A 26122-nucleotide genomic window follows, 5' to 3' on the forward strand; every position below is an offset into this window, starting at 1 on the left:
CCCTTTGGCTCTGTTTGCAAAAGGGAATTTAAAAAAATGAGAGGATCACTCAGGGCTTCGCCTGCACCCAGGCTACATTACTGTTATCCCTGTAGACTTAGAATACTTATTTTCCTGGTTAAATTTTGTTAGGAACTCTCAGGGCTTGTCCGCGGGGTCTAGTGTTTAGTGCAGATCTCCTGGATCCCGCGGACAAGCCCGAGAACAAGTCGTGGGGGAGGGACGTTGGAGTAGAGCTGGCCAGGTTTTTCAGTGATGTGTAGAAGATTCAGTTCGTAGTACCCAGGCTCTAAGGAACGAGATTCTTGCAGAACAGTATTTTTAAAGTAGAATGAGGGTACATCATAATTATTCATTGAGTTAGCCATTCATGTTGCAGCATTACAAAACCCAAGGGGGCGTTGAAATAGAGTGCTCTCAGATCACTCTAGAGTACCAACAAGGTATTGAAAATCTTCTTGAGCATTTAGATTCACAAAGAGGAGCATTATTTGCTTCAAGTTTTGAATATCCAGGACGTTATACCTGTTGGGATATCGGTTTTTATAATCCGCCTCTAGCTGTTATTTGCAAACAGAATGTAATTCAAATTGATGCGTTAAATCATCGTGGCAAAATATTATTAACGTTTATTATTCCATTATTGGAAAATGAAGCGTCTTTAGAAGTTGTGGCGCAAAATAATGAATCCTTGCAAATCAAAATTAAGGCATCTGAACGGGTTTTCAGTGAAGAGGAGCGCAGTCAACAGCCCTCAGTATTTACGGTAATCCGTTTGATATTGTCTTTTTTTAAATTGGAAAATGAATCATATTTGGGATTATATGGCGCTTTAGGTTTTGATTTGATTTTTCAATTTGAAGAGTTACAAAAGCATAAAGAAAGAGAGCTGTCCCAAAGAGATATGGTTCTTTATCTACCTGATGAAATTTATGTAGTCAATCATCGCAAAGAAGAAGCTTTTCTTCGACGTTATGATTTTCAATTTAAAGGTCAATCAACAAAATCTTTGCCGAGAGAGGGAGTTTCTGAAGGATACCAATCACCTAATAAACCCGACAAAGAATGTGATCATATGCCAGGTGAATATGCTCAGGTTGTAAATACGGCCAAGGAGCGTTTTGCTTGTGGTGATTTGTTTGAAGTAGTTCCAAGCCAGACTTTTTACACCCATTATAAAGAGCAACCTTCTTCTTTATTCAAACAAATGCGTCGATTAAACCCTTCCCCTTATGGTTTTTTTATTAATTTGGGTGATGGGGAGTATTTGGTTGGTGCGTCTCCTGAAATGTATGTACGAGTTCAGGGAAGAAGGGTTGAAACGTGCCCCATTTCCGGAACGATTAAACGGGGCGCTGATGCAATTGAGGATGCAGAAAATATTCAGATCTTACTGGATTCAAAAAAAGAAGAATCTGAATTAACCATGTGTACTGATGTGGATAGAAATGATAAATCCCGAATTTGTGAAGCAGGCTCAGTGAAAGTTATTGGTCGTAGACAAATTGAAATGTATTCACGATTGATTCATACCGTGGATCATGTTGAAGGCATTTTAAGGGAAAACTTTGATGCTGTAGATGCTTTTTTAACTCATATGTGGGTTGTTACTGTAACGGGTGCGCCTAAAATTTGGGCTCTTAACTTTATTGAAAAACATGAAAAATCTCCTCGCAAGTGGTATGCCGGTGCGGTGGGTTGGTTTGGTTTCGATGGAAATTTAAATACAGGTTTGGTTTTAAGAACCGTACGTATCGAAAAAGGAGTTGCTGAAATTCGTGTAGGCGCCACATTGCTTTATGATTCAGTTCCTGAATCTGAAGAACAGGAAACACGCTTAAAAGCATCTGCTTTTTTAGACATGTTGCAAAAGCGAGAAGCCAACATCCAGGCAGTGACAACGAAGTTGCCTTTGATTGGAAAAGGCAAGCACGTCTTACTTATCGATCATCAGGATTCTTTTGTACATACTTTAGCAAATTATTTCCGGCAAACCGGGGCGGAGGTGAGCACAATTCGGTTTGATAGGGCTTTACATTATTTACAAAATCAAAAGTATGACCTGGTGGTTTTATCGCCAGGACCTGGTAAACCCAGTGACTTTAATCTATCTCAAACAATTGCCGCTGCTGCCTCTCGTCATATCCCTTTGTTCGGAGTATGTTTGGGTTTGCAAGGAATTGTTGAGCATTTTGGTGGCATTTTGGATGTTCTAGAATATCCCATGCACGGCAAGCCATCCATTATAAACGTTGTAGACAATCCAAAAATATTCTCGGGTTTGGGGGAGCACTTTAAAGCAGGGAGGTACCACTCACTCTATGCACGTTTAAATGCGATACCTAAAGAGTTGAAGGTTACAGCGATGAGTGATGATGGGATTGTGATGGCTATTTCGCATCAGCAGTTACCCATTCATGCAGTTCAATTTCATCCTGAAACTATATTGTCTTTAGTAAATCAAGCCGGACTCAAAATTATTAACAATTTGATGGGGATGATTTAACGTAATGCGCAATAAGATATTAATGCTTTACGCTGTATCTTTTGTTTTAGGCATTGTAGTTGGCCTTGTCGGTTCAACATTTCGCTTGTCAATAGATTTATTGGGTAACTCGCTCGATAATTTTTTTCATTTTCTTAGTCTTCATGGGTGGCCGGCCGGATTGATTTCAGGATTGGTTTCAATGATTATGGTTTATGCTGCATATTTTGTAGTGAAGCAGTTTGCACCTGAAGCATCAGGAAGCGGTGTGCCGGAGATTGAAGGCGCATTACTCCATTTAAGACGCATATCTTGGCGCCGCTTATTACCTGTAAAATTCTTTTTTGGTATTTTGGTACTCTCTGCCAAAATGATTTTGGGACGAGAGGGACCCACGATCCACATTGGAGGTAGTTTAGGAGAAATGCTGGGAGGTTTATTCAACCTGACGCGGCGTAGAAAGGACAGTTTAATTGCCGCAGGGGCTGCTGCAGGCTTAGCAGTTGCATTTAATGCTCCTCTAGCAGGGGTTATCTTTGTCATGGAAGAAATGCGAAATCAGTTCAACTATTCTTTTACCAGTTTCAGTATGGTGGTTATTTGCTGCATCACAGCTACAGTCATACTTGAATTGATAATTGGTCCCCAGCCTACGATCCCAATGAATGTATTTGAATTTCCTCATCTTGATTCTTTATGGCTATTTGCTCTGTTTGGTATTGTGGTAGGCTTTGTAGGACTTTTATTTAATCTCTCATTAATAGGTACCCTAACGCTCCTGGAGAAACTTTCTTCAAGACAAAAAACATATTACGTCTTGGCTGTAGGATTTTTGATTGGCTATTTAGCAGTACATCATCCAGAAGCTGTAGGTGGTGGCATGCACATTATTCATCAGGCATTAACCCTGTCACCAGGATTTGGTTTTTTGTTCTTTCTTTTAGTAGTACGATTTATAGGAACCATGGCCTGCTATGGAACCGCAGTTCCGGGAGGAATTTTTGCCCCGATACTATCTTTAGGTACACTTCTTGGTTTGGCGATATTCCATATTTTAGAAATTTTGCATATTGACTTTTTAACCCAACCGGGGATGTTTGCAGTGGCGGGAATGGCTGCACTTTTTGCCTCATCTACGCGCTCACCAATAACCGGAGCAGTATTGGTGGTAGAAATGACTCATAATTATTATTTAATCTTTCCGGTAATGATGGCATGCATTACCGCAACGATTGTGCTCCAGCTCACCCCCAATGGGCCTATCTATGAGCAATTATTAAATCGAGCTCTTAGTTTGGATGTTTCGAGAAAGAAAATTGCATCTAGTAAATAAAATACTGCACCCAGGCTACATTACATCCGGCCTTAATCTACATGAACAATAATTTTGCCAAAATGTGCTCCTGATTGCATGTATTGATGTGCTTCTTCAATTTGTTCCAGTTTAAATTCTGAATCAATAATGGGAGTCAATTTTTTTATTCTCAAGTTCTCTATCCACTCTTTATGAGCTTGACTCCATAATTTATTTTTTTCTTCAAGCGATTGAGAACGAAGTACAAAGCCAATGATTTGCAATCTTTTGCGCATAATCAATGCAAGATTGCACTCCACTGAACTTCCCTTCAGACACGCAATCTGGATGAGCTTGCTTTTAGGCTTCAATAAATGCAGATGCTTATTAAAATAATCACCACCTATAAAATCAACAATTAAATCAACGCTGTGATCTTCAATTAAGTCTTCAAAATCCTGTTTATGATAATTAAACACCTGATCTGCACCAAGTTTAATTGCTTTTTCTACTTTCAAATCTGTTCCTGCGGTGGTAATTACATGAGCATGGATCAATTTTGCCATTTGAATTGCCAATGAGGCGATGCCGCTTCCTGCTCCATGAATAAGCAAGGTTTGTCCCGATTGGAGCTTTCCTAAATCGAATAAACTGGCATAAACGGTTGTTAGTGCTTCAGGAAGTGCTGCTGCAAGCGAATAACTCCAATTTTCAGGGATGTGTTGGGCTAGCGATTCTTCGACAGGACAAAATTCAGCATAAGCACCACTACCGACCAATCCATAAACTTTATCACCGGGTTTGAATTGAGTGACATTTGCACCCACCTCGACTACTTCTCCGGCAACTTCCAGACCCAGAACATCTGATTCTCCGGGAGGAGGGGGGTATTTACCATAACGTTGCATGATATCTGCCCGATTAAGGGCAGTCACTTTAACACCCACTAAAATTTGTGACTGACTGTATTCTGGCTTAGGACCATTCTTGATAATCAATCGACTGTGTGGGCCTGGATTTTCTATGTATACGTAGCGCAAAATGGTTTCCTTAATTAACAATTAAATGTAGCCTGGGTGCAGCGCAGCGGAACCCGGGGGTTCTTTTAGGGATAAGCTTTTGCAAACCCGAGTTCCGCTTCACCCAGGCTACTTTACTTTAACGCAGACACTTTACTTAAAAAAACATACCTATATAATGCTTATACAGACCCTCTTATATATTGGGCAATGGCTAAATTCAATCATCAACGTCTTTCTGCTTGGCTTTTTATCATTCCACAACTTATTGTTACCCTGATGTTTTTTATTTGGCCTGCATGTAATGCATTATTGCAGTCGTTCTTTTACACGGATGCTTTTGGCTTACATAAAAAGTTTGCAGGATTTTCCAATTTTGTGGATCTATTTCTTGATCCGAGTTATAGCAAGGCAATTGGGGTAACCTTTATTATTGCTTTGAGTGTGACTTTTTTCACAATGAGTTTAGGACTCCTTATGGCCATATTAGTGAATAATAGAGGCAAGACGCAAGGGGTTTACAAATCTTTATTAATTTGGCCTTATGCTATAGCTCCTGCAGTAGCAGCAATTTTATGGCGCTTTTTATGCCATCCCACTTTAGGATGGCTGACGCAGCTTTTGCAATTATTAGGGATTAATTTTGACTATGTAAATAATGTAAACCAAGCATTTTCAGTAATTATTCTCACTGCCAGTTGGCAACAGTTCAGCTATAATTTTCTATTTTATCTCGCAGCGCTCAAAGCGGTTCCTTCGTCATTAATTGATGCGGCGATTATTGATGGTGCCTCTGGATGGCAACGTTTTTGGCAAATTATTTTTCCACTTTTATCACCAACTACTTTTTTCTTGCTCATTATCAATTTAATGTATGGTTTTTTTGATACTTTTGGCATTATTCAAGTGATGACGCATGGCGGACCTGGGAACAGTACGACTAATTTGATTTATAAGGTATATCAAGATGGATTTGAGGGAATGGATTTGGGAAGTTCGTCAGCGCAATCAGTACTGCTGATGTTTATTGTAATTATTGTTTCTTTAGTGCAATTTAGATACCTCGAAAAAAAGGTTCATTACGCATGAAATCATATTTCGCTCGTCTTTTCCAGCATGGTTTTTTATGCTTTTTTGTGATTTTGATGTTGTTGCCTGTTTATTTGGCTCTTGTCGCTGCCAGTAATGAAGGTAGCGCTATGATGCAATCTCATATTCCTATGGTTCCAGGGGGGTTATTATTCAAGAATTTGAAAGCTGTGATGACCGAAGGCTTGTCGGTTACAGGCGGGGAACCTATTACTTCGATGTTGTTAAATAGTTTTTTTATGGCTCTAACCATTGCTTTGGGAAAGATTGTTTTTGCCTTAGGCTCAGCCTTTGCGTTGGTTTATTTTGATTTTCCTTTTAAAAAATTATGTTTTGCATTGATCTTTACTACGATGATGTTGCCCATTGAGGTCAGGATTGTACCTACCTTTCAGGTTGTTGCTTCATTTGGATTATTAAATTCATTTACTGGGCTAACGTTACCTCTATTTGTCTCTGCAACCGGAACTTTTTTATTTCGTCAGTTTTTTAAAACCATACCGGCTGAACTTGTTGATGCAGCAAAACTAGATGGGGCAGGTGCTGTACGTTTCTTTTTTGATATTGTTTTACCTTTATCCAAAACGCAAGTTGCATCATTATTTGTCATTTTGTTCGTGTACGGTTGGAATCAGTATCTTTGGCCATTAGTGATTACTACGGAGACAAAAATGGCTACAGTAGTTATGGGGATTCGCTATTTAGCTGGAGTAGCAGATCAAGTTCCACAATGGCACTACATTATGGCTGTTGCATTGATTGCTTTGGTTCCGCCTTGTATGGTGGTCATGTTAATGCAGCGCTGGTTTGAAAAAGGGTTAAAGTAAGCATGGCAACAGTCAGTCTCATTGACGTTTCAAAAAGCGTCGGCGCAACAACGATTCTGGATAAAGTAAACGTTAGCATCAAAAAAGGCGAGTTTATGGTGATTGTTGGTCCTTCTGGGTGTGGCAAAACTACATTATTACGCTTAATTGCTGGTTTGGATGATTTAAGTTCGGGTTCGATTTTGATTAATGAGCAATGTGTCAATAAAATACCTGCAGCGAAAAGAGATATGGCTATGGTTTTTCAAAATTATGCTCTTTATCCTCATATGAGTGTATTTGAAAATATGGCTTATGGATTAAAAATGAGGCGTTTTAAGAAAGCGGATATTAAGCAACGAGTCGATGAAGCAGCTCAATTGTTGCATTTAACTCCTTATTTAGAGCGTAAACCACAGGCACTTTCCGGTGGACAAAAACAAAGAGTTGCGATGGGAAGGGCTATGGTTCGTTCTCCGGCTGTTTTTTTATTTGATGAGCCTTTATCCAATCTGGATGCAAAATTACGTACAGAAATGCGTCATGAGATTCGCCGTTTACATCAACAATTAAATACTACCAGTTTGTATGTAACTCATGATCAAACTGAAGCAATGACTATGGCGGACCGTGTTATGGTACTTAATCAAGGAGTTGTTGAGCAGATAGGTACTCCCCAGGAACTGTATCAAAATCCTGCTACCTTATTCGTTGCAGGATTCACAGGGCATTATCCTTTGAACATAGTATCTGGTGTCTTCGATAAAAATAGCAATACAGTACAAACAGATATGGGAGTTGATTATCTTATCCCCGAATTGGCACAGAATTTTGAAGATAAGGACGAGCTCATTATGGCAATTCGAGCGGAACATGTTGGGCTTAGTTCTGAAAACAATCCACAAAGTATCTCAATTCATGTCGAGTTTGTAGATAATATGGGTGCAGACAAATTAATACATGCGACATGTATCAAGAATAATCAGCCTCTTAATTTGCGTGTTACTGCGGATCAACACATTTCGAGTGGACAACTCTGGGTTGAGCTACCTAAAATTAAATTACATCTTTTTCATCGTAAGTCTGGAAAACGTATTGGAGAATGGCGTGAGTAAAGAAAAAAGCAAACAACTAAAACCAATTGATACACCAGTCTATCGCTATTGGTCAGCATTGTATAAGTCTTTCTATTCACGACGTCTTTATGTGGATGTGGGAAAACGTTGGCGAGGGTTTGGTATTCTCTATCTCTTGTTGACCATCGCCTTATTAACAATTCCTTTTGCTTTAAGAATGAGCTTTAGCCTGAATCAGGCGTTTAAAGAACAAATTACGGAGCCTTTATCAAGGATTCCTGTTTTTTATATACAAAATGGAGAGGTTTCTTTTGATAAACCCATGCCTTATTTGATCAAAAATGATCAAGGAGAAGTAGTTATTGCTATTGATACAACAGGAAAAATCAATGATTTCCCTTCCCAATATCCTTACCTCTCGATTTTGATTAACAAAAATAAAATTTCTCTTAGAGTGCCCAGTTTGAAACTTTTTAATATGGCGGAAACAAAACCCAGTAAAGGGACTCCATTTGTCCAAACTTTTGATAAAGGAACTAATCTAGTATTTGATGGTAAAAAAATTGCAGAAGAAAATTCAATTAAAAATGTGACTTTTTATTCACAACTAATGATTTATCCTATGGTTGTAGCCATGTTATTTTCAATTTTCATCATTCTTTTCCTGGTCTTAGCTTTTTTAGGACAAGTTTTTTCAAATATATTCTTTTCTTTTAATGTAACCTTTGCCCAATCATGCCGGCTTTTAGCTGTTGCTGGAACCCCTATGTTATTGCTGCTACTGGCCATGCTCACACTCAATTCAATTTTTATGGGTTCGGGTTACATTTTATTCGCATTGCTTACTTTCTATTACAGCTTTGCACTTTATTCTCTACGCGCAGAAAGCAGACGCCTTGCCATTTTATAAGAAATTGTATTTTGTTGTCATGGAGTTGGAATTAAACCGTTTACGGAATTAATAAATATGGAGCATATGCACGTGGTGACTTTATGAAAGAGTTGATTCATTTTGCACATGGGAATGGATTCCCTGCTTTATGTTATAAACAAATGCTGGATCAACTCGAGAAAGAATTCGATTATTGTTATATTGACAAGATTGGTCATGACCCTTTGTTTCCGGTTGGCGAAAACTGGCATAATCTGGTTTTAGAAGTCATTGCCAGTGTTAAAAAACAGGCTGATCGCCCTGTAGTAGCAGTTGGACATTCTTTAGGTGGAATTTTAAGCTTACTCGCAGCAGCTGAACAACCTGAATTATTTAAAGCGGTCATTATGTTGGATTCACCCTTAATTGGCACGTTTAAATCAAGCATGGTTCGTTTGGCAAAAGCCCTGGGTATTATTGATCGTGTGACGCCGGCGTTTAGAACCCGAAGTCGGCGTATATATTGGAAAGATCATGATCAATTAATGAGTTATTTAAAGACACGGGATCTATTTAAGACCTTTACTGATGCCTGCTTAAATGATTATATTACCTACGGTTTAGAGTATCAAGATGACGGTTATCATCTGCGATTTGATAGACACATTGAGTATCAAATTTATCGAACTATTCCACACGTCATTCCAAACTATGAAGGTAAGTTATTAATTCCTGTAGCATTAATTTATGGTGACAAAAGTACTGTGGTTGGTAAAATGGATGTGCGCTACATGAAAAAATATTTTAATGTAACAAGTCATAAAACCAAAGGGACCCATTTATTTCCTATGGAACACCCGGAAGTTGTGGCAAAGCAGATTATAAAAATTGTGTCTGGTTTATACTTAAATAGTACGAGTGGTCGAAAGACCTCAAATAATTAAGGAGAATAATGTGCTACACGCTATTTTAGTGCTCATAATCATTGGTGCTGCAGGGATATTGCTTACCAGGCAAGCAGCAGTTTCAGTGTGGGCTATTAGCTTTGCTCTATTTAGTGCTCTTGTTTTCATGTATGGTTCTCCAGGATTGGCGACTCAAATAGCGCTTGTTTTAGTGGAGCTTATTTTAATTGCTGGCTCTATAAAACCTTTAAGACGAATATTATTATCCAAGTATTTTTTTAAAACAGTAAGCAAAGCCATGCCTGCCATGTCCTCAACTGAGAGAGAGGCGCTGGAAGCGGGCACTGTAAGTTGGGAAGGTGATTTATTCAGTGGTGCCCCAGACTTTTCTGTACTGAGAAATGCCCCCACGGTTCGTTTGACTGATGAAGAGCAAGCTTTTCTTGATGGTCCCGTAAATACCCTGTGCGGGATGGTCGATGATTGGGATATAACTCATAACCTAACCGATTTACCTCCAGAAGTCTGGCAGTTTATTAAGGAAAATCGATTTTTAGGTATGATTATACCAAAGCGTTATGGTGGCCTTGAGTTTTCTGCTACCGCACAAATGTCTATCTTAGTAAAAATCTATGGTCGCTCAATCACTGCTGCTACAACGATATCTGTGCCTAATTCTCTAGGACCAGGTGAGTTGTTGCTTAAATATGGAACTGAAGAACAAAAAAATTATTACTTACCTCGCTTGGCTGATGGGCGGGAAATCCCATGTTTTGCCTTAACTGGCCCCAATGCGGGTTCTGATGCAGCATCAATCCCGGACAAAGGCATAGTATGTCATCAAGAAATTAATGGTGAAAAAATATTAGGTATCCGATTAAATTGGGATAAGCGTTACATTACTTTATGTCCAGTAGCCACAGTAATCGGATTGGCTTTCAGGTTATTTGATCCGGATAATTTATTGGGTAAAGGTGAGGATGTAGGTATTAGTTGTGCATTAATACCAGCAAGCACCCCAGGAGTTACAAAAGGACGTCGTCATTTCCCATTGAATACTGGATTTTTAAATGGCCCAACTCAAGGGAAAGATGTTTTCATTCCCATGGACTACCTAATCGGTGGTGTAGCTATGGCAGGTTGTGGTTGGCGCATGTTAATGGAGTGTTTAAGTGCTGGCAGAGCCATATCTTTACCTTCCAGTGCTAATGGAGGTGCTCAGGCTGCAGCTTTGGCTTCCGGAGCTTATGCACGCGTTCGCAAACAATTTAATCAGTCCATTGGAAAATTTGAAGGGATTGAGGAGCCCTTGGCCAGGCTTGCAGCGAATGCTTATATCATTGATGCTGGTGTAACAATGGCAGCTGCTGCCATTGATCATGGAGCCAAGCCTTCTGTAGTTGGTGCTATATTAAAATACCACACTACGGAGCGCGCAAGACAGGTATCAATTGATTCTATGGATATTCATGGCGGAAAAGGTATTTGTCTTGGTCCGAATAATTATATGGGTAGAGGTTATCAAGGATCACCTATCGCAATTACCGTTGAAGGAGCGAACATACTCACTCGAAGTTTAATTATTTTTGGTCAGGGAGCGATTCGATGCCATCCCTATGTATTTAAGGAACTTGAAAGCATTAGAAACAATAATCTGGTTGAATTTGATAAGGCATTTTTTTCCCATGCCGGATTTATTATTGCTAACTTTACCAAGTCAGTTATTTTTGCATGGACTGATGCACATTTGTCCAAAGCGCCAGTGAGTAGTGTAAAACGTTATTATCAACTTTTGCATAAATACAGTGCTAATTTAGCATTTCTTGCTGATTTCTCAATGACTGTTCTAGGAGGAGACTTAAAACGTAAAGAGAAATTATCTTCACGTCTTGGGGATATGCTTAGTTCATTGTATTTGGTTTCTGCAGTCTTGAAGCGTTTTCACGAAGATGGTGAACCCAAAGCTGATTTACCTTTAGTTGATTGGAGTTGTCAACAACTCTTGTATGAATGTGAGACGGCAATGCATGGCGTTATTGTCAATTTTCCAGCACGTTGGGCGCGAGTTGTCTTACGCTTGATTATTAAACCTTTAGGTAATCGAAGAAATAAACCAAATGACTTGCTGGGCCATAAGTTAGCGAGAATTCTAATTGAGCCTGGTGAAGCCCGCATGCGTCTCACTCGTTTAGTTTATAGAAAAGCCGGAGACAATTGTCCTTTAGGTCGTCTGGAGGAAGCTTTCCATAAAATTTGCGCGGTTGAGGAGTTGGAAAGAAAAGTAATGCGTGCAGTAAAAGATGATGTTTTAAAATCACTTACTCTGTTGGAACAAATCAATGAAGCTTTGGCTTGTGGTTTACTAACTGAGAAAGAGGCCAAGCAATTAAAAGAAGCAGAGTTGGCACGACAGGATGTGATTAAAGTAGATGATTTCAATGATGAGGATTTGCGTCGACCTACATCAGTAAAACCTGTTAGAAGTAAAAAAGTTATTGTTAATAAAGATGATATTGAATCAGAAATGATTTGATTTTGACTCCCAGTACAAGTAGCTATAAGCATTTTTCATAACCCGGGTGTTCAGCGATTAACCCCGGGTTTTTCTTTGATGCACTACAGAAAAAAATGAAAATACCAGATTAAGTCTTACTATGCTTTAATTATGCAAACATTAGTCTATACTTAGACAGTGTTATCCAGGCAAAGAAAAATACAATCTTTTGCAAGAAAACTCCTTAACATATTAAGGATAATATAAGAATATGGAGATTAGCATGAAACAAAGCTCAGTGAAGGAACATATCATGATGGCCAGTATAGTGGGCTGCTTCATGTTACCGATATCTACTATGTCCTTTGCTGATTCTTTCAATCAATCTGCTCGATTAAGCCATACTAATGGAATAGTCAGTTTTCTATCTGCAGGAATACCCGTTCAGCCCGGGGCAGCAGCTCAACCCGGAATGCCAGCTCAACCCGGAATGCCAGCTCAACCCGGAGGGCCAACTCAACCCGGAGGGCCAACTCAACCCGGAATGCCAACTCAACCCGGAATGCCAACTCAACCCGGAATGCCAACTCAACCCGGAATGCCAACTCAACCCGGAGGGCCAACTCAACCCGGAGGGCCAACTCAACCCGGAGGGCCAGCTCAACCCGGAGGGCCAACTCAACCCGGAGGGCCTGTGCCTGGTGATGTAAATGTGGAGCCTAGTCCAAATGTGCAACCTAATCTAAATAGTCCACCTGGCCCCAATGTTCCACCAACTAATCCTTAAATGTATGTAAATGAAATAGTTTATAGGCTCAGTAGTGGAAATCAGAATGGCCTGGATAAGAAAATCATCAAATGAAACAATCAATCTTATAACTGGAAAGAAAACTATTGGGAAAATTACACAATTAGAATAAGTACTGAAACGCTTTACTTTTGGCAAAAAATATCACATTTGACTTACAATTCAATATAATCTTTCTAAAAAGTCTTAGGCGTTTTCTTTAACATCATCTGGCATGGTGATATTTAATTCAAGCACCGAGTTATCTCCCATGCGTTCAAGATTCACACTGACCTGATCACGTGTGACATGTACGTATTTAGCAATAACAGTAAGAATTTCTTCCTGAAGTTTGGGTAGGTAGTCAGGTGTGTTACGTTGAGAGCGTTCGTGAGAGATTATTATCTGTAAACGCTCTTTAGCAACTGATGCTGTAGCACTCCTTCTGCGCAGGTAATTGAAAATACTCATACCGTCACTTCCTCCTTGTTTTTGCCGAATAAGCGACGCAATAATCCTTTGCGATCATTATTTATGAAGCGCATAGGCCTTTCTTCGCCGAGAAAACGAGCAATTGCATCTTGATAAGCAATTCCGGCGTCACTTGTTTCATCAAGCACTACTGGTGTACCTGTATTTGAAGCTTTAAGTACAGATTTTGATTCTGGAATAACACCAATTAATGGAATGGCTAATATTTCCTTTACGTCAGTAACAGAAAGCATGTCACCACGCTCAACGCGTTCTGGATCATAACGTGTTAATAACAAATGCTCTTGGATTGGTGCTTGATTTTCAACGGCTCTTTTTGTCTTGCTTGCAAGTATTCCCAGGATACGATCAGAGTCACGTACAGAGGAAACTTCTGGATTAGTCACAACGATTGCATGATCAGCAAAATACATAGCCATTAATGCACCCGCTTCAATTCCAGCAGGTGAATCACAAATAATAAAATCAAAATCTTTTGCAAGATCATTAAGGACTCGTTCAACCCCTTCAAGAGTTAATGCATCTTTATCCCGAGTTTGTGATGCAGGAAGTATAGAGAGGTTTGCAATACGTTTGTCTTTAATTAAGGCCTGATTTAGGCTTGCTTCCTTATTAATGACATTAATAAAGTCATAAACAACCCGACGTTCACAGCCCATGATAATATCGAGGTTTCTTAAACCGATATCAAAGTCAATAACGACAGTCTTGTGCCCTAATAGAGCGAGGCCTGAAGAAATAGCTGCAGAAGAAGTAGTTTTTCCTACCCCACCTTTACCCGATGTAATTACAATTATTTTAGCCAACGCTGAACCCTTCCTATTATTTTTGATTCAACACAATATTTAACCAACAGTGTACACGTTAATTGATAAATAATTCAAGTAGTGATCTGTGGAAAAACATTCTCCAAAATAAAAGAGAAATCTAAAACAATTTTTAACTTTTTATTGCCTTAGGATACCTTTAATTCTTAAATTATTTAGATTAATAAGATTAAAAATATCCTAAGCTTAATGAAAGTATGAAGAATTTTTGATAAAAATAGGATCAATAAGACCTATAATTATAAAGAACTATTTTTGTTTTCTGTAAATTATCTGTTTAATTTGTCCACAATTTATAGTAAACTATTCGGTTAATTTAACTCCTGTAACGAGAATAAAATGGCTCTTTCTATTGTGCAGCAATCACTAACTTTTGATGATGTCCTTCTTATTCCTGCACACTCTTTAATACTACCTAAAGATGTGTCTTTAAAAACAAAGTTAACTCGTTCGATTAGCTTGAACATTCCTCTTGTATCCGCAGCAATGGATACTGTGACCGAGGCCCGCTTAGCTATAGCTTTAGCGCAGGAGGGTGGTATCGGTATTATTCATAAAAACATGACCATTATGGCGCAAGCTGATGAAGTCCGAAAAGTGAAAAAGTTTGAAAGTGGCATGGTGAAAGACCCAATTACAGTGACTCCTAATATCACAGTGAAAGAATTGCTTGATGTAATGACCAAATATAGTATCTCGGGGGTTCCTGTAGTTGATGGTGAAAATTTAGTCGGTATTGTAACCAGTCGAGATATCCGTTTTGAAACCAATTTATCTTTGAGTGTTGAGCAAATAATGACTCCTAAGACAAAGTTGGTCACTGTCAGGGAAGGAGCAAGTCGTGAAGAGGTACGCAGCCTATTGCATAAGCATCGTATAGAAAAGTTGCTTGTGGTTAATAATGCATTTCAATTACGTGGATTGATCACGGTTAAAGACATACAAAAAGCCAAAGAAAATCCTTATGCATGTAAAGATGCAGCAGAACAGTTGCGAGTTGGTGCAGCTGTTGGTGTAGGCGAGGGTACTGATGAACGTATTGAAGCATTAATTGAGGCGGGTGTTGATGTACTTGTTGTTGATACGGCACATGGGCACTCACAAGGTGTGCTTGATCGCGTAAAATGGATTAAGAAATATCATCCGGATATAGAGGTAATTGGAGGAAATATAGCCACTGCTGCAGCAGCTCGAGATTTATATGCGGCGGGTGCCGATGCAGTAAAAGTAGGTATAGGTCCTGGTTCTATTTGTACTACGCGAATTGTAACCGGCGTTGGTGTCCCTCAAATTACTGCAATTGCAAATGTGGCACAAGAACTAAAAGGAAAGATTCCATTAATTGCTGATGGCGGTATCCGTTTTTCTGGGGATGTGTGCAAAGCGCTTGCTGCAGGTGCAGATACGGTAATGCTTGGAAGCATGTTTGCAGGTACGGAAGAGTCTCCAGGAGAAATTGAATTATATCAAGGTACAACCTATAAAAGCTATCGAGGTATGGGATCAATTGGGGCTATGGCTTCATCACAGGGTTCTAGTGACCGTTATTTCCAGGATGCATCATTAGGTTCTGAAAAATTAGTTCCAGAAGGAATTGAAGGACGTGTTCCTTATAAAGGTTTGGCGCAAACAATTATTCATCAATTGTTAGGTGGTTTGCGTTCATGCATGGGATATACAGGATGTGAAAGTATCGAACAATTACATACTAAGGCTGAATTCGTACAAGTGACTAATGCAGGAATGAGGGAGTCACATGTTCATGATGTAAGTATTACAAAACAGGCACCAAACTATCAGGTAGATAATTAATAATGAGTGATTTAAAACAACATCCTTTGCTGATCCTTGATTTTGGTTCTCAATACACACAGCTGATTGCACGACGTGTGCGCGAATTAGGTGTTTATTGCGAAATCCATCCCTTTAATATAACGCAAGAACAATTTGCAGCCCTAAATCCTTGCGGCATCATTTTGTCGGGTGGTCCAGCGACTGTAACCCACGATGAGAATCCACGAGCTCCTCAATGGCTGTTTACTGCGGGGTTGCCTATTTTGGGGATTTGTTATGGAATGCAAACCATGGCAGTGCAATTAGGTGGTGAAGTACAGTCATCCTCAGTTAGAGAGTTTGGTTATGCTGAATTAAAATTACATGGTCACAGCAAATTGTTTTCACAAATTGAGGATCGACTCAATTCTGATGGAAATGCTTTATTAGATGTCTGGATGAGCCATGGAGATAAGGTGACAAAATTACCTCTCGGTTTTAAGGTCGTTTGTGAGACACGTAACGCACCGATTGCCGGAATGGCTGATGAAAGTCGTCACATGTATGGGGTTCAATTTCATCCAGAGGTAACACATACATTACAAGGGATGCGCATTTTATATCGTTTTGTTGTCGATATCTGTAACGCGTCAACTAATTGGACATCTGAACTCATTATTGATGAAGCAATTAATAAAATCAGAACTCAGGTAGGAACTGAGAGGGTTTTACTCGGCTTGTCTGGTGGTGTGGATTCTTCTGTTGTTGCTGCTTTATTACATCAAGCGATTGGTAAACAGTTGGTTTGCGTTTTTGTAGATACTGGAATGTTGCGCTTTAATGAAGCAAGTGAAGTTATGGAAATGTTTGGCAAGCACATGGGTATTGAAGTTATTTCAGTTCAAGCCGAAGAGAAATTTTTGCGTGCGTTAAAAGGCGTTACCTGTCCCGAAGAAAAGAGAAAAATTATTGGACGTACTTTTATTGAAGTATTTGATGAAGAGGCACTAAAAATTCCTGGAGTTTCGTGGTTGGCGCAAGGAACAATTTATCCTGATGTTATTGAGTCGGCAGCAACGAGTACAAATGGTGCTTCAGTCGTAATTAAATCCCATCATAATGTGGGCGGCTTACCGGAAACATTGAACTTGAGATTATTAGAGCCTATTCGTGAATTATTTAAGGATGAAGTGCGTAAAATAGGACTTGAGCTAGGTTTGCCTCACGATATGGTCTATCGTCATCCGTTTCCTGGGCCAGGCTTGGGCGTGCGAATTTTGGCGGAAGTTAAAAAGGAGTATGCCGATATTTTACGTCGAGCCGATGCTATTTTTATTGATGAATTAAGGAAAGCGGATCTTTATCATAAAGTCAGTCAAGCTTTTGCTGTATTTCTACCCGTTAAAAGCGTTGGTGTGATGGGGGATGGACGTAAATACGATTATGTGATTTGTCTTCGTGCTGTTGAGACGATTGATTTTATGACAGCGCATTGGTCACAATTGCCCTGGGATTTTCTAGGTCATGTATCCAATAGGATTATTAATGAAGTAGAGGGCGTATCTCGTGTAACGTATGATATTTCCGGTAAACCACCTGCTACGATTGAATGGGAATAATTGTAGCCTGGGTGCAGCGAAGCGGAACCCAGATTTCGCTTCGCTGCACCCAGGCTACGGTTTAAAATTTTTTGAAAATGAATGATCACTACTGGATGCAAAAAGCATACGCACAGGCTATTATCGCCCAAGAAGAAGGAGAGGTTCCTGTTGGCGCTGTGGTGGTAAGCAAAGACCACCAGTTATTAGGTTTGGGACGAAATTTCATCCAAAACAGTCACGATCCGTCAGAACACGCCGAAGTCCGTGCAATTAGACAGGCATCGCAACAACTAAAAAATCATCGTCTGTTAGATACAACACTCTATGTGACTCTTGAACCATGCGCTATGTGTGCCGGACTTATTGTGCATGCACGAATTAGAAGACTGGTTTTTGCAACTAGAGATTTTAAAGCAGGTGCCGCAGGATCTGTTTATAACTTATTACAAGGTTATCCTTTAAATCACAAAGTTCAAATTGACGAAGGAATAATGCAAGCGGAGTGTTCTCTTCTACTCACAGATTTTTTCCAAATGTGTCGATAAAGTAACCCGGGTTTCGCTGCGCTGCACCCAGGCTACTCTACTAATTTTACTTGTAGAGAAAGGAGTAATTCACTTTGAAGTGAGTAATTCTTGGATCAGTCTTTGTTTTAAAGCTTCCTTTTCTTCATTAGCTAATGACTGATTTTGTTGATTTGTAATGTAGAATGTATCCTCCGCGCGCTCTCCAGCAGTCACAATTTTTGCGTTATGTAAGTGAATATTTAATGTTGAAAAAATTCTACCTATTGTTGCCAATAATCCAGGTCTATCTGCCGTGACTAAAAATAAACGAGTTTGATTATAAGAGAGAGCATCATTGTAATGGATTTGAGTTTTGACATTAAAATGTGCTAAAGCACGCGAAAGTCTTTTTCGTGCTACAACGGGCAATTGTTCGGTTTTTGCTAAATGGGTACATAGAGCTTGTTGAATATCATGCGAACGTTGTTTATCAAAGAATGCCTGATTTTGTTCATCTAAAATAATATAAGTATCTAAATCATATTGATTATCACAGGTAAGGATCATTGCTTCCTGAATGGTGACATTGTGGTTACTTAAAACGGTTGTTGCAATAGCAAATCGATCATCTCGGTGAGGCATGTAAATAAAAACTTCGGTTCCTCCCTGGCTGTGGTGGGGCATAATCATGACCAGGGGGAATTCAGTGCAGGCAAGTATCGCTTTGGTATGGCGTGCTATGATTTCCGGGGACTCATGCAAAAAATATCTTTCCTTGAATTGCTTCCATAAATTTTCTACTGCATTTGTTGCGATACCTTCTGTAACCAACATAGATAATGCATATTGTTTGCGTGCTTTGATGAGTGCAGTTTCATCGATTAACTCTTGCTCTTTATGTAGCATATGTTTCGCAGCGCGATACAACTCTTTAAGTAGAGAGTCTTTCCATGAGTTCCATAAAGTGGGATTGGTACCGCAAATATCAGCAACCGTTAATAAGTACAAATAATCGAGGTAGTGGGGATGGGGTAAAAGTTGGCAAAAATTTTTAATGGTATTGGGGTCATAAATATCTTGTCTTTGTGCTGTTTGTGACATGATGAGATGATTACGCACAAGCCAAACAAGTAAATCACTGTCTTCTTTTTCAAGATTGTGATTTTGTGCAAAATACGATGCTTCAATCGCACCTAATTCTGAATGATCACCACCTCGTCCTTTAGCAATATCATGGAATAATGCGCTTAAATACAGTAGTTCAGGTTTGTTTAAAGTTTGCATTATTTGTACACAGAGGGGGAATTGTTCCGCATAGTTTATTTCTTTGAAGCGGGACAAATTTCGAATTACGAATAAAGTATGTTGATCTACGGTATAAACATGAAATAAATCATACTGCATTTGTCCGGTTACCATAGCGAAACATTCAAGATAATGCGCTAGAACGCCATATCGGCCCATTCGATGTAAGGCCTTGTAAGGTCCATCCGCAGTTTTAAGGATATTCATAAACAATTCTGTTGTTTCAGGCGATGCTTTAAAGCGTTTATTCATCAGATAGAGTGATTCCCTAATTAATCGAATAGTATTTGCTCGAACTCCATCAATATCAGGCCGTTTTGCTATCCAAAGAAATAGTTTTAATAGTGCCTGTGGATGGTGAATGAAAACGCGGGTATTCCTGACTTCAATGTAATTGTTGGATAGTTGAAATTCATTATCCAGATGAAACAGTTTTTGCTTTGGGGAGTGGGCGATGGTTTCATCAAACCATTGCAATAACATCTCATTGAGCTCTCTATTACGTTTAATTACCTTAAAGTAATCCTTCATGAATTGTTCTATGGCTAGTGAATGAGGTTTATCTTTATAGCCAAAAAACTGGGCTAGTTTGATTTGGTAATCAAAGGATAAGCGTTCTTCTGCTTTTTCAGCTAATACATGTAATGCAAAACGCACACGCCAGAGAAAATGCTGACAATAAGTAAGTTTTTCATATTCTTTATCTGTAATGAATCCATAGTTTATGCCATCAGCTAATTTTTTAATGTTAAAATGGCGTTTACCAATGCTGAGCAGAATTTGTAAGTCACGCAGACCGCCAGGACCATATTTGACATTGGGCTCCAAGTTATAAGCTGTTTCACCGTACTTGGCATCGCGTTTTTTTTGCTCTTGAAGTTTCGCTAAAAAATAATCTTGGCTGGTCCACATGTGTAAGGGATGGATTTGATAAGTTAATTCTTCCATTAATGCACCGCGGCCACATAATAAAAACATATCCATGAGACTGGAAATTACTGTGACATCTTGACACGCTAGTTCTGCACAAGAAGAAACACTAGTGATTTGATGGCTGAGATCCAAACCTACATCCCAGCAATCTTGGATAAAGTTTTGTGCACGATGCAATTGTGATTTAGAGACTTTATCAGTATGCAGCAACAATATATCAATATCGGAATAGAGCTGCAGTTCTCGACGTCCATAACTGCCAAGAGCAAGAAGACAAAAAGCATCATGATCCAGTTGATTCTTAGTAAATAAACCAATAACCAAATCATCAATAAAGCTAACTAATTTACGAGTGATGGTAGTGATATTGGTTTTATAATCGAATTCTTCGCGAAGTTTTTCTTTAAATTGTTTTAGAGTATTTTTAAGATGTTGCAGTTCTAGTGCCATCCCTTTTTTTTCCGCATCCTGTTCCTGAGAAAAGAGAAGAGCTTTCGTCTGTTTACTTTCGTTCTTCATCGCGCAAAGTCAAAATTTCTACACCATCATCGGTAACCAATAAGGTATGTTCCCATTGGGCTGAAAGGCTATGATCTTTAGTGACTACAGTCCATTGATCAGGCAATAAGCGGGTATGGTGTTTTCCAACATTGATCATAGGCTCTATAGTGAAAGTCATACCTGGTTCCAATTTCATTCCTGTTCCGGGTATTCCATAATGCAATACTTGAGGATCTTCATGGAAGATGCGACCTATACCATGGCCACAATAATCGCGGACAACTGAGCAACGATTTTTTTCTGCATGTTGTTGTATGGCATAACCTATATCACCTAACTGTACTCCGGGTTTTACCATGTCAATTCCGATAAACAAACAATCATGGGCTACCTGAATTACATGTTTTGCTTTAACTGATGGTGCACCAATAACGAACATTTTACTGGTATCCCCATGATAGTCATTTTTGATTACCGTGACGTCGATATTAATTATGTCCCCATCTTTTAAAACCTTTTTCCCCGGGATTCCATGACAAACCACATGGTTTACTGAGGTACAAATCGACTTTGGGAAGCCATTATAATTTAAAGGGGCAGGAATTGCTTTTTGTGTATTCACAATGTAGTCATGACAAATGGTATTCAGTTCGTCAGTGGTAATACCTTCTTGTACATGTGGACCGATCATCTCCAGAACTTCGGCAGCAAGTCTGCCTGCAATACGCATTTTTTCAATTTCGTCAGGGGTCTTTATAGTAACTGCCATATGAATCCAAAAGTGTTAATTGATTGTCTAATATATTTTGTTCCAATATATATAGTGTAGGTTAAATAAGAACTGTATGTATTAATCATTTTGGAACGAAAAGCATATTAGCATAATTGATTATGCATGTCACCGAATCCCAATTTAGTGTGCCATAATGACCCATAGTCTCTATTTATTTGTCATGAAATGTGTTGCGCTTACTTTCATTTCGAGTACTATACTTTATTAAAAACAGGCCTCTTCAATCTAAGGAAAGGAAATGAAACTCCGCGCACGTGTTTTAATATCTGCCTTATGTTTTCTACTATGTACTTGTACTTCTGCTTTTGCTTTTGAGGGGCATGGGGGAGGTTATCATGGTGCGATTCCAAATACTGGGTATCATAATAATGGGTATTATAACAACTACCAGGGCAGTTATTACCATAACAATGAATGGTATGGAGGAAGTATAAATGCGAATACCTGGAATGATGGTATTTGGTATGATGATAATTTAAATGATGATACGAATGTGGTTCTGGGAGTACCTAATGAAGGTTATTATGATCCTTCATGCCAAACAATAGACGATTGTAGTTCAGGTACTTGTGTTCTGGTAAATACATGTGATCAAGAATAAGTGTATGCATAAAAAAATATATCAATGGGCAGTCATAGGGGCCGGTCCTGCTGGGATCGCAGCAGTGGGTAAATTATTGGATAATGGTCTTTTACCAGAGGATATTTTATGGCTTGATCCTCATTTTAAGGTTGGGGATTTTGGCCTTTATTGGCGTAATGTCTCGAGTAATACTAAGGTCAAATACTTTAAAGATTTTTTATCGGCAGTCCATTCTTTTCATTATCAAGAGGCTCCGATTGATTTTCAATTAAATCATTTACCATTAGATGAAACCTGTACTTTGAGTTTCATGGCAGAGCCTTTGCAGTGGATTACAGAAAATTTTTTACAAAAAGTCCAAGCAGTAAAAACAACGATTCATAATATGTTTTTATCTAAGCGCTTATGGTCTTTAAGTTCAGATTCACAAACATATCATGCTAAAAATGTAATATTGGCTACAGGTGCATTGCCATCATCATTAAATTATCCAGGTGTTAATGTAATTCCTTTTGATACAGCAATTGATAAGGAAAAATTGTCTGCTGTTATTCATCATGATGAAACTTATGGCGTATTTGGATCTTCTCATTCTGCAATCATTATTTTAAAGCATCTTGTAGAGTTAAATGTTAAAAAGATCATTAATTTTTACCGATCACCCTGCTGCTACGCTATTGAGATGGATGATTGGATCCTTTTTGATAATACAGGGTTAAAGGGGCAGAGTGCAGCCTGGGCCAGAGAACACATTGATGGGGTTTTGCCCTCCAATCTCGTACGTTACAATGTCAGTGAACCAAATATTGCACGTTTTTTGCCTGAATGTAGCCAAGTAATTTATGCAGTCGGTTTTGAGCAACGTAAAACTATTGTTATTGGTGATTATGAAAATTCACGCCATAATCCCTATGTCGGTATTATTGGACCAGGGCTATTTGGTTTAGGTATTGCCTACCCAGAAACCAAGGCGGATGCCTATGGTAATGTAGAATCTCAGGTAGGCTTATGGAAGTTTATGGTTTACCTCAATAAGGTGATGCCTCTTTGGCTTAAGTATACAACTTAATTCTAGTTCCAGCCCTTGGGGATTAATTGGCTCATTATCCCGAGGGCTTTAAAATATAGAAAAAATACTTTTCAACCTACACAACACCTACTAAAATGAGTCTTTTTTTAATTTAAAAAATAATAATGCAAAGGATTGGTATATTATTCTGGCTTTCAGTATGTATCTTCGTTTGGGGGTGGCCAAACAATGCAGAATGTGCACTTGAGCGTGATTTTCAATCTTGGTTTAATGTAACAGCGATTGGTAAAACTCATAGTAAGGACAAAATACTGAGTCGCGTACGATATTGGTTAGAAACACAAGAGCGTTTAGGTGATGATAGCAGTCGTTTTTCACAAATATTAGTACGTCCAGGATTGGGTTATGCCTTAACAGAGAATCTGAGTATCTGGGTTGGATACGCCTGGATATACACAGGAAAACCTAATACTTCTAATCCATTTGAGGAAGATCGAATTTGGCAACAAATTTTGTGGGCTAAAACCAATCGATATTTGACATTTACTAGCAGAACACGTACGGAGCAGCGGTTTCTAGAAAATAATCCTAAAACGGCTTATCGATTTAGACAGCTTATTAAAATTTCAGTACCGCTTAAACAATATACTCAATTTAGTTTTGTTACGAGCGATGAACTGTTTCTTCATAAGAATAATTTTGTGGGTACAAACAGTCGTGGTTTTGATCAAAACCGATTTTTTATTGGTTTGGGGTATAAAATAAATCCAATAGTTTCTACTGAAGTTGGTTATATGAACCAATACATTCGACGTTTTGGGGTTCCAGACTTTTTAGCCAATATTGCATCAATAAATTTTTTTATAAATTTCTAAAAGTGAGCATTTTCAAGATGAACTTAAGTGAAAAGTTGCAAGTTATCTTGAGTATCATCTTGAAAAGCATCTTCTTAACGACTTCCGCCAGCGCCACCAAGTCCTCCAGCGCTACCAGGTCCTCCAGAGCTACCGCTTCCGCCAGCGCCGCCAACTCCACCATAACCTCTATTGTCCATTTTAGAAATTTCTCCAGGTTTTGGTGTATGACATCCTGCTAAAAAAGAGGTTAATAATAACAATAATAGTGCTTGTTTCATGAATGTCCTTATTATATCGATTAAAAAGAATTTAAAATTCTTAGGTTGAAAATCAGACCCTTTTGACTCAAGCTAGTGAAATGTAAACAGATCCTAGTCAACAAAGTATAACTATTTTTTACATGCCTGCAAAAGCAGAATATTTTTTTGCACTCATTCTTGAGGTTACAAAACACTTATTTTTCTTTTATATTCTTTGTCTTGGCGAAGACAGTGCAACACTAAATGATTTTAGGAATTATCGATTGATGTTGAGTTTTCTGTTTGGTGTGAGCGGTAATGCCAAAATTTTGGCAAGGACAAACAACACAAGGTTACTCCTATAATGCATAATACACCACCTGAGATCAGAGCAGTTGTAATACCAAAACTGGTGGCAATAAATCCAGCACGTGTATCCCCTAATTTAGGTCCGCTCAAATAACTGATCATTTCAATACCGGCTAACCTTCCACGATATTCCGTTGGAATAGTATTATTCCACAAAGTAGTGCGAAATATTCCGCTTATCGCATCAAAAGCTCCTGCAAGTGCTAAGAAAAACAGGATTAACCAAAGCGAACTTGATAAACCAAACCCAATCATTGCTGCGCCCCACAGTACAGAGGCAATGGCAATGGCTCTACCATCATGGTTTATTTTTGCAGTCCAACCACTAAAAAATGAAATAATCAGTGCTCCTGCAGCAGGGGCAGAATAAAGCAAACCTAAGGTTTTTGCACCACCAAGTGATTGGGCTATAGCAGGAAGTAACGAATTAGGCCATGCAAAAACCATGGCGATAACATCTACAGCATAGCTTCCTATTAATTCCTGCCGATTAAATGCAAAAGAAATCCCTTGTTTTAGGGATGATAAAATGGAAGGATGCTTCTGTATGGCCGGCTTGGGTATCGTATGAATTCTGACCAAAGCGATTAATGAAATAAAAAATGTAATTAAATCAACGAAGTAAGTAATAATTATGCCGTATTGTGCAATAATAAGTCCAGAAAGGGCAGGTGCAATAATCATACAAAAACTGAATTTAAATGTAGCAAGCGCGCCCATTTTTTTGTAATCACTAGGCTTAACAATCTGTTGCATAACGCTATCAAAAGCAGGACGATGCAGTCCATTAATCGCAGACATACACGCTGAAATGATAAAAATAAGGCTTAGTGAGGGGGATGGCTGGTATGAGTTAAGAGCAAGTAGAAAACATCCTCCGGCAAGAAGTAATTCACTAATAATTAATAAACCACGACGATTGTATCGATCAGCAAATACACCACCAATCAGCGCAGTGATTAATAAAGGCAATAATTGAACCAAACTGAGTAAACCGACCAAAAAAGTTGACTGAGTCATTTGGTAAATTTGATAGGGCACTGCGACACTGGTGATCATAGTACCTATAAATGAAATAAATTGACCTAAATAGAGTAATCTGAAGTCTCGATTTTTTTTAAGAAGAGAGAGATCTAACAACTGGCTCATTTTGAAATACCCAAATGTGTAGAACAGAAAATAAAAAGACAAGGGAAGATTTTATTCTTTTTAATTGGTTCAGTACAGCACTGATTTGTTCTGGGAAAAGCAATTATTAAGCAGCTGATCTAAGAAGATTCAGAATCATTATTGTTATTATTTTGTTTTTTATTATTTTCTTGATTTTGGTCTTCATTTTTTTCTTTATCATGAAGTTTCAAGGGATCGATAAAGCTCACCGGAGTGGAATAAGTGCAATAAAATTTTGTGCAAATTTATTTAGAGTTTTTAGAATAAGATCTAAATAGTTCATATCGAATTTCCTTATTCTACTTTAGCTATTTGCC

Annotated in this window: 22 protein-coding genes; 15 read left to right on the forward strand and 7 right to left on the reverse strand. The window is 38.6% G+C overall.

The genetic code is table 11. The annotated features are described in order from the left end of the window. Nucleotides 1-370 precede the first annotated feature (370 nt). Both Lani_RS09010 and clcA read left to right on the forward strand, forming a co-directional pair. Nucleotides 371-2506, forward strand: coding sequence for an anthranilate synthase component I (locus tag Lani_RS09010; protein ID WP_019233072.1), 2136 nt, complete (start codon nucleotides 371-373; stop codon nucleotides 2504-2506). 4 nt (nucleotides 2507-2510) lie between these two features. Continuing rightward, nucleotides 2511-3818: a H(+)/Cl(-) exchange transporter ClcA gene (gene clcA / locus Lani_RS09015; RefSeq protein ID WP_040522258.1), complete on the forward strand. Its 1308-nt coding sequence runs from the start codon at nucleotides 2511-2513 to the stop codon at nucleotides 3816-3818. A 32-nt stretch (nucleotides 3819-3850) separates the two neighbouring features. On the opposite strand, the gene Lani_RS09020 is transcribed toward clcA, so the two are convergent. Beyond that, entirely contained in the window at nucleotides 3851-4819 is a 969-nt protein-coding gene (locus Lani_RS09020; RefSeq protein ID WP_019233070.1) for an NAD(P)H-quinone oxidoreductase, read from the reverse strand. A 189-nt stretch (nucleotides 4820-5008) separates the two neighbouring features. Between Lani_RS09020 and Lani_RS09025 the strand changes: the two genes are divergently transcribed. The 7 genes from Lani_RS09025 (at nucleotide 5009) to Lani_RS09055 (ending at nucleotide 12826) form a co-directional block, all read left to right on the forward strand. Further along, nucleotides 5009-5887 (forward strand): carbohydrate ABC transporter permease, encoded by an 879-nt coding sequence (locus Lani_RS09025; RefSeq protein WP_019233069.1) that lies wholly within the window; start codon nucleotides 5009-5011, stop codon nucleotides 5885-5887. Next, the gene (ugpE, locus tag Lani_RS09030; protein WP_019233068.1) at nucleotides 5884-6714 is read left to right on the forward strand and encodes a sn-glycerol-3-phosphate ABC transporter permease UgpE; all 831 of its coding nucleotides are present in this window, start codon (nucleotides 5884-5886) and stop codon (nucleotides 6712-6714) included. The genes Lani_RS09025 and ugpE overlap by 4 nt, the downstream gene beginning before the upstream one ends. Before the next feature lie 2 nt (nucleotides 6715-6716). Continuing rightward, nucleotides 6717-7808, forward strand: a complete 1092-nt coding sequence (locus tag Lani_RS09035) for an ABC transporter ATP-binding protein (protein WP_019233067.1) — start codon at nucleotides 6717-6719, stop codon at nucleotides 7806-7808. Next, complete coding sequence (locus Lani_RS09040) at nucleotides 7801-8679, forward strand: DUF1189 family protein (RefSeq protein WP_019233066.1); 879 nt, start codon at nucleotides 7801-7803, stop codon at nucleotides 8677-8679. Before Lani_RS09035 ends, Lani_RS09040 begins: the two co-directional genes overlap by 8 nt. Before the next feature lie 83 nt (nucleotides 8680-8762). Beyond that, nucleotides 8763-9584, forward strand: a complete 822-nt coding sequence (locus Lani_RS09045; RefSeq protein ID WP_019233065.1) for an alpha/beta fold hydrolase — start codon at nucleotides 8763-8765, stop codon at nucleotides 9582-9584. Nucleotides 9585-9594: 10 nt separating this feature from the next. Beyond that, entirely contained in the window at nucleotides 9595-12078 is a 2484-nt protein-coding gene (locus Lani_RS09050; protein ID WP_019233064.1) for an acyl-CoA dehydrogenase, read from the forward strand. A gap of 244 nt (nucleotides 12079-12322) precedes the next feature. Continuing rightward, a complete protein-coding gene (locus Lani_RS09055; protein ID WP_058388511.1) occupies nucleotides 12323-12826 on the forward strand; it encodes a hypothetical protein in 504 nt (167 codons plus the stop codon). Between the two features lie 207 nt (nucleotides 12827-13033). Here the strand turns inward: Lani_RS09055 and minE are convergent, their stop codons facing one another. Continuing rightward, nucleotides 13034-13297, reverse strand: coding sequence for a cell division topological specificity factor MinE (gene minE, locus Lani_RS09060; RefSeq protein WP_019233062.1), 264 nt, complete (start codon nucleotides 13295-13297; stop codon nucleotides 13034-13036). Next, nucleotides 13294-14124 carry a septum site-determining protein MinD gene (gene minD / locus Lani_RS09065; RefSeq protein ID WP_019233061.1) on the reverse strand — a complete coding sequence of 277 codons (831 nt, stop codon included), beginning with the start codon at nucleotides 14122-14124 and terminating at the stop codon, nucleotides 13294-13296. The genes minE and minD overlap by 4 nt, the downstream gene beginning before the upstream one ends. A 360-nt stretch (nucleotides 14125-14484) precedes the next feature. On the opposite strand from minD, the gene guaB reads away from it, so the two are divergent. The 3 genes from guaB (at nucleotide 14485) to tadA (ending at nucleotide 18064) form a co-directional block, all read left to right on the forward strand. Next, nucleotides 14485-15957: an IMP dehydrogenase gene (guaB, locus tag Lani_RS09070; RefSeq protein WP_019233060.1), complete on the forward strand. Its 1473-nt coding sequence runs from the start codon at nucleotides 14485-14487 to the stop codon at nucleotides 15955-15957. Between the two features lie 2 nt (nucleotides 15958-15959). Beyond that, nucleotides 15960-17537, forward strand: a complete 1578-nt coding sequence (guaA, locus tag Lani_RS09075) for a glutamine-hydrolyzing GMP synthase (RefSeq protein ID WP_019233059.1) — start codon at nucleotides 15960-15962, stop codon at nucleotides 17535-17537. Between the two features lie 77 nt (nucleotides 17538-17614). Further along, complete coding sequence (tadA, locus tag Lani_RS09080; protein ID WP_040522256.1) at nucleotides 17615-18064, forward strand: tRNA adenosine(34) deaminase TadA; 450 nt, start codon at nucleotides 17615-17617, stop codon at nucleotides 18062-18064. A 69-nt stretch (nucleotides 18065-18133) separates the two neighbouring features. Here the strand turns inward: tadA and glnD are convergent, their stop codons facing one another. Continuing rightward, nucleotides 18134-20713, reverse strand: coding sequence for a [protein-PII] uridylyltransferase (gene glnD, locus Lani_RS09085; protein WP_192814484.1), 2580 nt, complete (start codon nucleotides 20711-20713; stop codon nucleotides 18134-18136). Between the two features lie 52 nt (nucleotides 20714-20765). Beyond that, nucleotides 20766-21533, reverse strand: a complete 768-nt coding sequence (map, locus tag Lani_RS09090; RefSeq protein ID WP_019233056.1) for a type I methionyl aminopeptidase — start codon at nucleotides 21531-21533, stop codon at nucleotides 20766-20768. 262 nt (nucleotides 21534-21795) lie between these two features. On the opposite strand from map, the gene Lani_RS09095 reads away from it, so the two are divergent. From Lani_RS09095 to Lani_RS09105, 3 genes are all read left to right on the forward strand, one after another. Then, nucleotides 21796-22158, forward strand: a complete 363-nt coding sequence (locus Lani_RS09095; RefSeq protein WP_019233055.1) for a hypothetical protein — start codon at nucleotides 21796-21798, stop codon at nucleotides 22156-22158. 4 nt (nucleotides 22159-22162) lie between these two features. Beyond that, nucleotides 22163-23209 carry an FAD-dependent oxidoreductase gene (locus tag Lani_RS09100; RefSeq protein ID WP_019233054.1) on the forward strand — a complete coding sequence of 349 codons (1047 nt, stop codon included), beginning with the start codon at nucleotides 22163-22165 and terminating at the stop codon, nucleotides 23207-23209. Nucleotides 23210-23334: 125 nt separating this feature from the next. Continuing rightward, nucleotides 23335-24045: a DUF2490 domain-containing protein gene (locus tag Lani_RS09105; protein ID WP_019233053.1), complete on the forward strand. Its 711-nt coding sequence runs from the start codon at nucleotides 23335-23337 to the stop codon at nucleotides 24043-24045. A gap of 74 nt (nucleotides 24046-24119) precedes the next feature. On the opposite strand, the gene Lani_RS20460 is transcribed toward Lani_RS09105, so the two are convergent. Then, nucleotides 24120-24305 (reverse strand): hypothetical protein, encoded by a 186-nt coding sequence (locus tag Lani_RS20460; protein WP_019233052.1) that lies wholly within the window; start codon nucleotides 24303-24305, stop codon nucleotides 24120-24122. Between the two features lie 231 nt (nucleotides 24306-24536). After that, entirely contained in the window at nucleotides 24537-25784 is a 1248-nt protein-coding gene (locus Lani_RS09115; protein WP_019233051.1) for an MFS transporter, read from the reverse strand. Between the last annotated feature and the right edge of the window lie 338 nt (nucleotides 25785-26122).

Origin of the sequence: Legionella anisa (assembly GCF_001467525.1) — a bacterium.
In the GTDB taxonomy this organism is placed as follows: domain Bacteria; phylum Pseudomonadota; class Gammaproteobacteria; order Legionellales; family Legionellaceae; genus Legionella; species Legionella anisa.

Coding starts and splice junctions, on each gene's coding strand:
- Lani_RS09010 (WP_019233072.1), top strand. CDS start 371: ATGTTGCAGCATTACAAAACCCAAGGGGGCGTTGAAATAGAGTGCTCT.
- Lani_RS09025 (WP_019233069.1), top strand. CDS start 5,009: ATGGCTAAATTCAATCATCAACGTCTTTCTGCTTGGCTTTTTATCATT.
- Lani_RS09095 (WP_019233055.1), top strand. CDS start 21,796: ATGAAACTCCGCGCACGTGTTTTAATATCTGCCTTATGTTTTCTACTA.
- tadA (WP_040522256.1), top strand. CDS start 17,615: ATGAATGATCACTACTGGATGCAAAAAGCATACGCACAGGCTATTATC.
- glnD (WP_192814484.1), bottom strand. CDS start 20,713: ATGGCACTAGAACTGCAACATCTTAAAAATACTCTAAAACAATTTAAA.
- Lani_RS09105 (WP_019233053.1), top strand. CDS start 23,335: ATGCAAAGGATTGGTATATTATTCTGGCTTTCAGTATGTATCTTCGTT.
- ugpE (WP_019233068.1), top strand. CDS start 5,884: ATGAAATCATATTTCGCTCGTCTTTTCCAGCATGGTTTTTTATGCTTT.
- Lani_RS09100 (WP_019233054.1), top strand. CDS start 22,163: ATGCATAAAAAAATATATCAATGGGCAGTCATAGGGGCCGGTCCTGCT.
- Lani_RS09115 (WP_019233051.1), bottom strand. CDS start 25,784: ATGAGCCAGTTGTTAGATCTCTCTCTTCTTAAAAAAAATCGAGACTTC.
- clcA (WP_040522258.1), top strand. CDS start 2,511: ATGCGCAATAAGATATTAATGCTTTACGCTGTATCTTTTGTTTTAGGC.
- Lani_RS20460 (WP_019233052.1), bottom strand. CDS start 24,305: ATGAAACAAGCACTATTATTGTTATTATTAACCTCTTTTTTAGCAGGA.
- guaB (WP_019233060.1), top strand. CDS start 14,485: ATGGCTCTTTCTATTGTGCAGCAATCACTAACTTTTGATGATGTCCTT.
- minE (WP_019233062.1), bottom strand. CDS start 13,297: ATGAGTATTTTCAATTACCTGCGCAGAAGGAGTGCTACAGCATCAGTT.
- Lani_RS09035 (WP_019233067.1), top strand. CDS start 6,717: ATGGCAACAGTCAGTCTCATTGACGTTTCAAAAAGCGTCGGCGCAACA.
- Lani_RS09045 (WP_019233065.1), top strand. CDS start 8,763: ATGAAAGAGTTGATTCATTTTGCACATGGGAATGGATTCCCTGCTTTA.
- guaA (WP_019233059.1), top strand. CDS start 15,960: ATGAGTGATTTAAAACAACATCCTTTGCTGATCCTTGATTTTGGTTCT.
- Lani_RS09055 (WP_058388511.1), top strand. CDS start 12,323: ATGAAACAAAGCTCAGTGAAGGAACATATCATGATGGCCAGTATAGTG.
- map (WP_019233056.1), bottom strand. CDS start 21,533: ATGGCAGTTACTATAAAGACCCCTGACGAAATTGAAAAAATGCGTATT.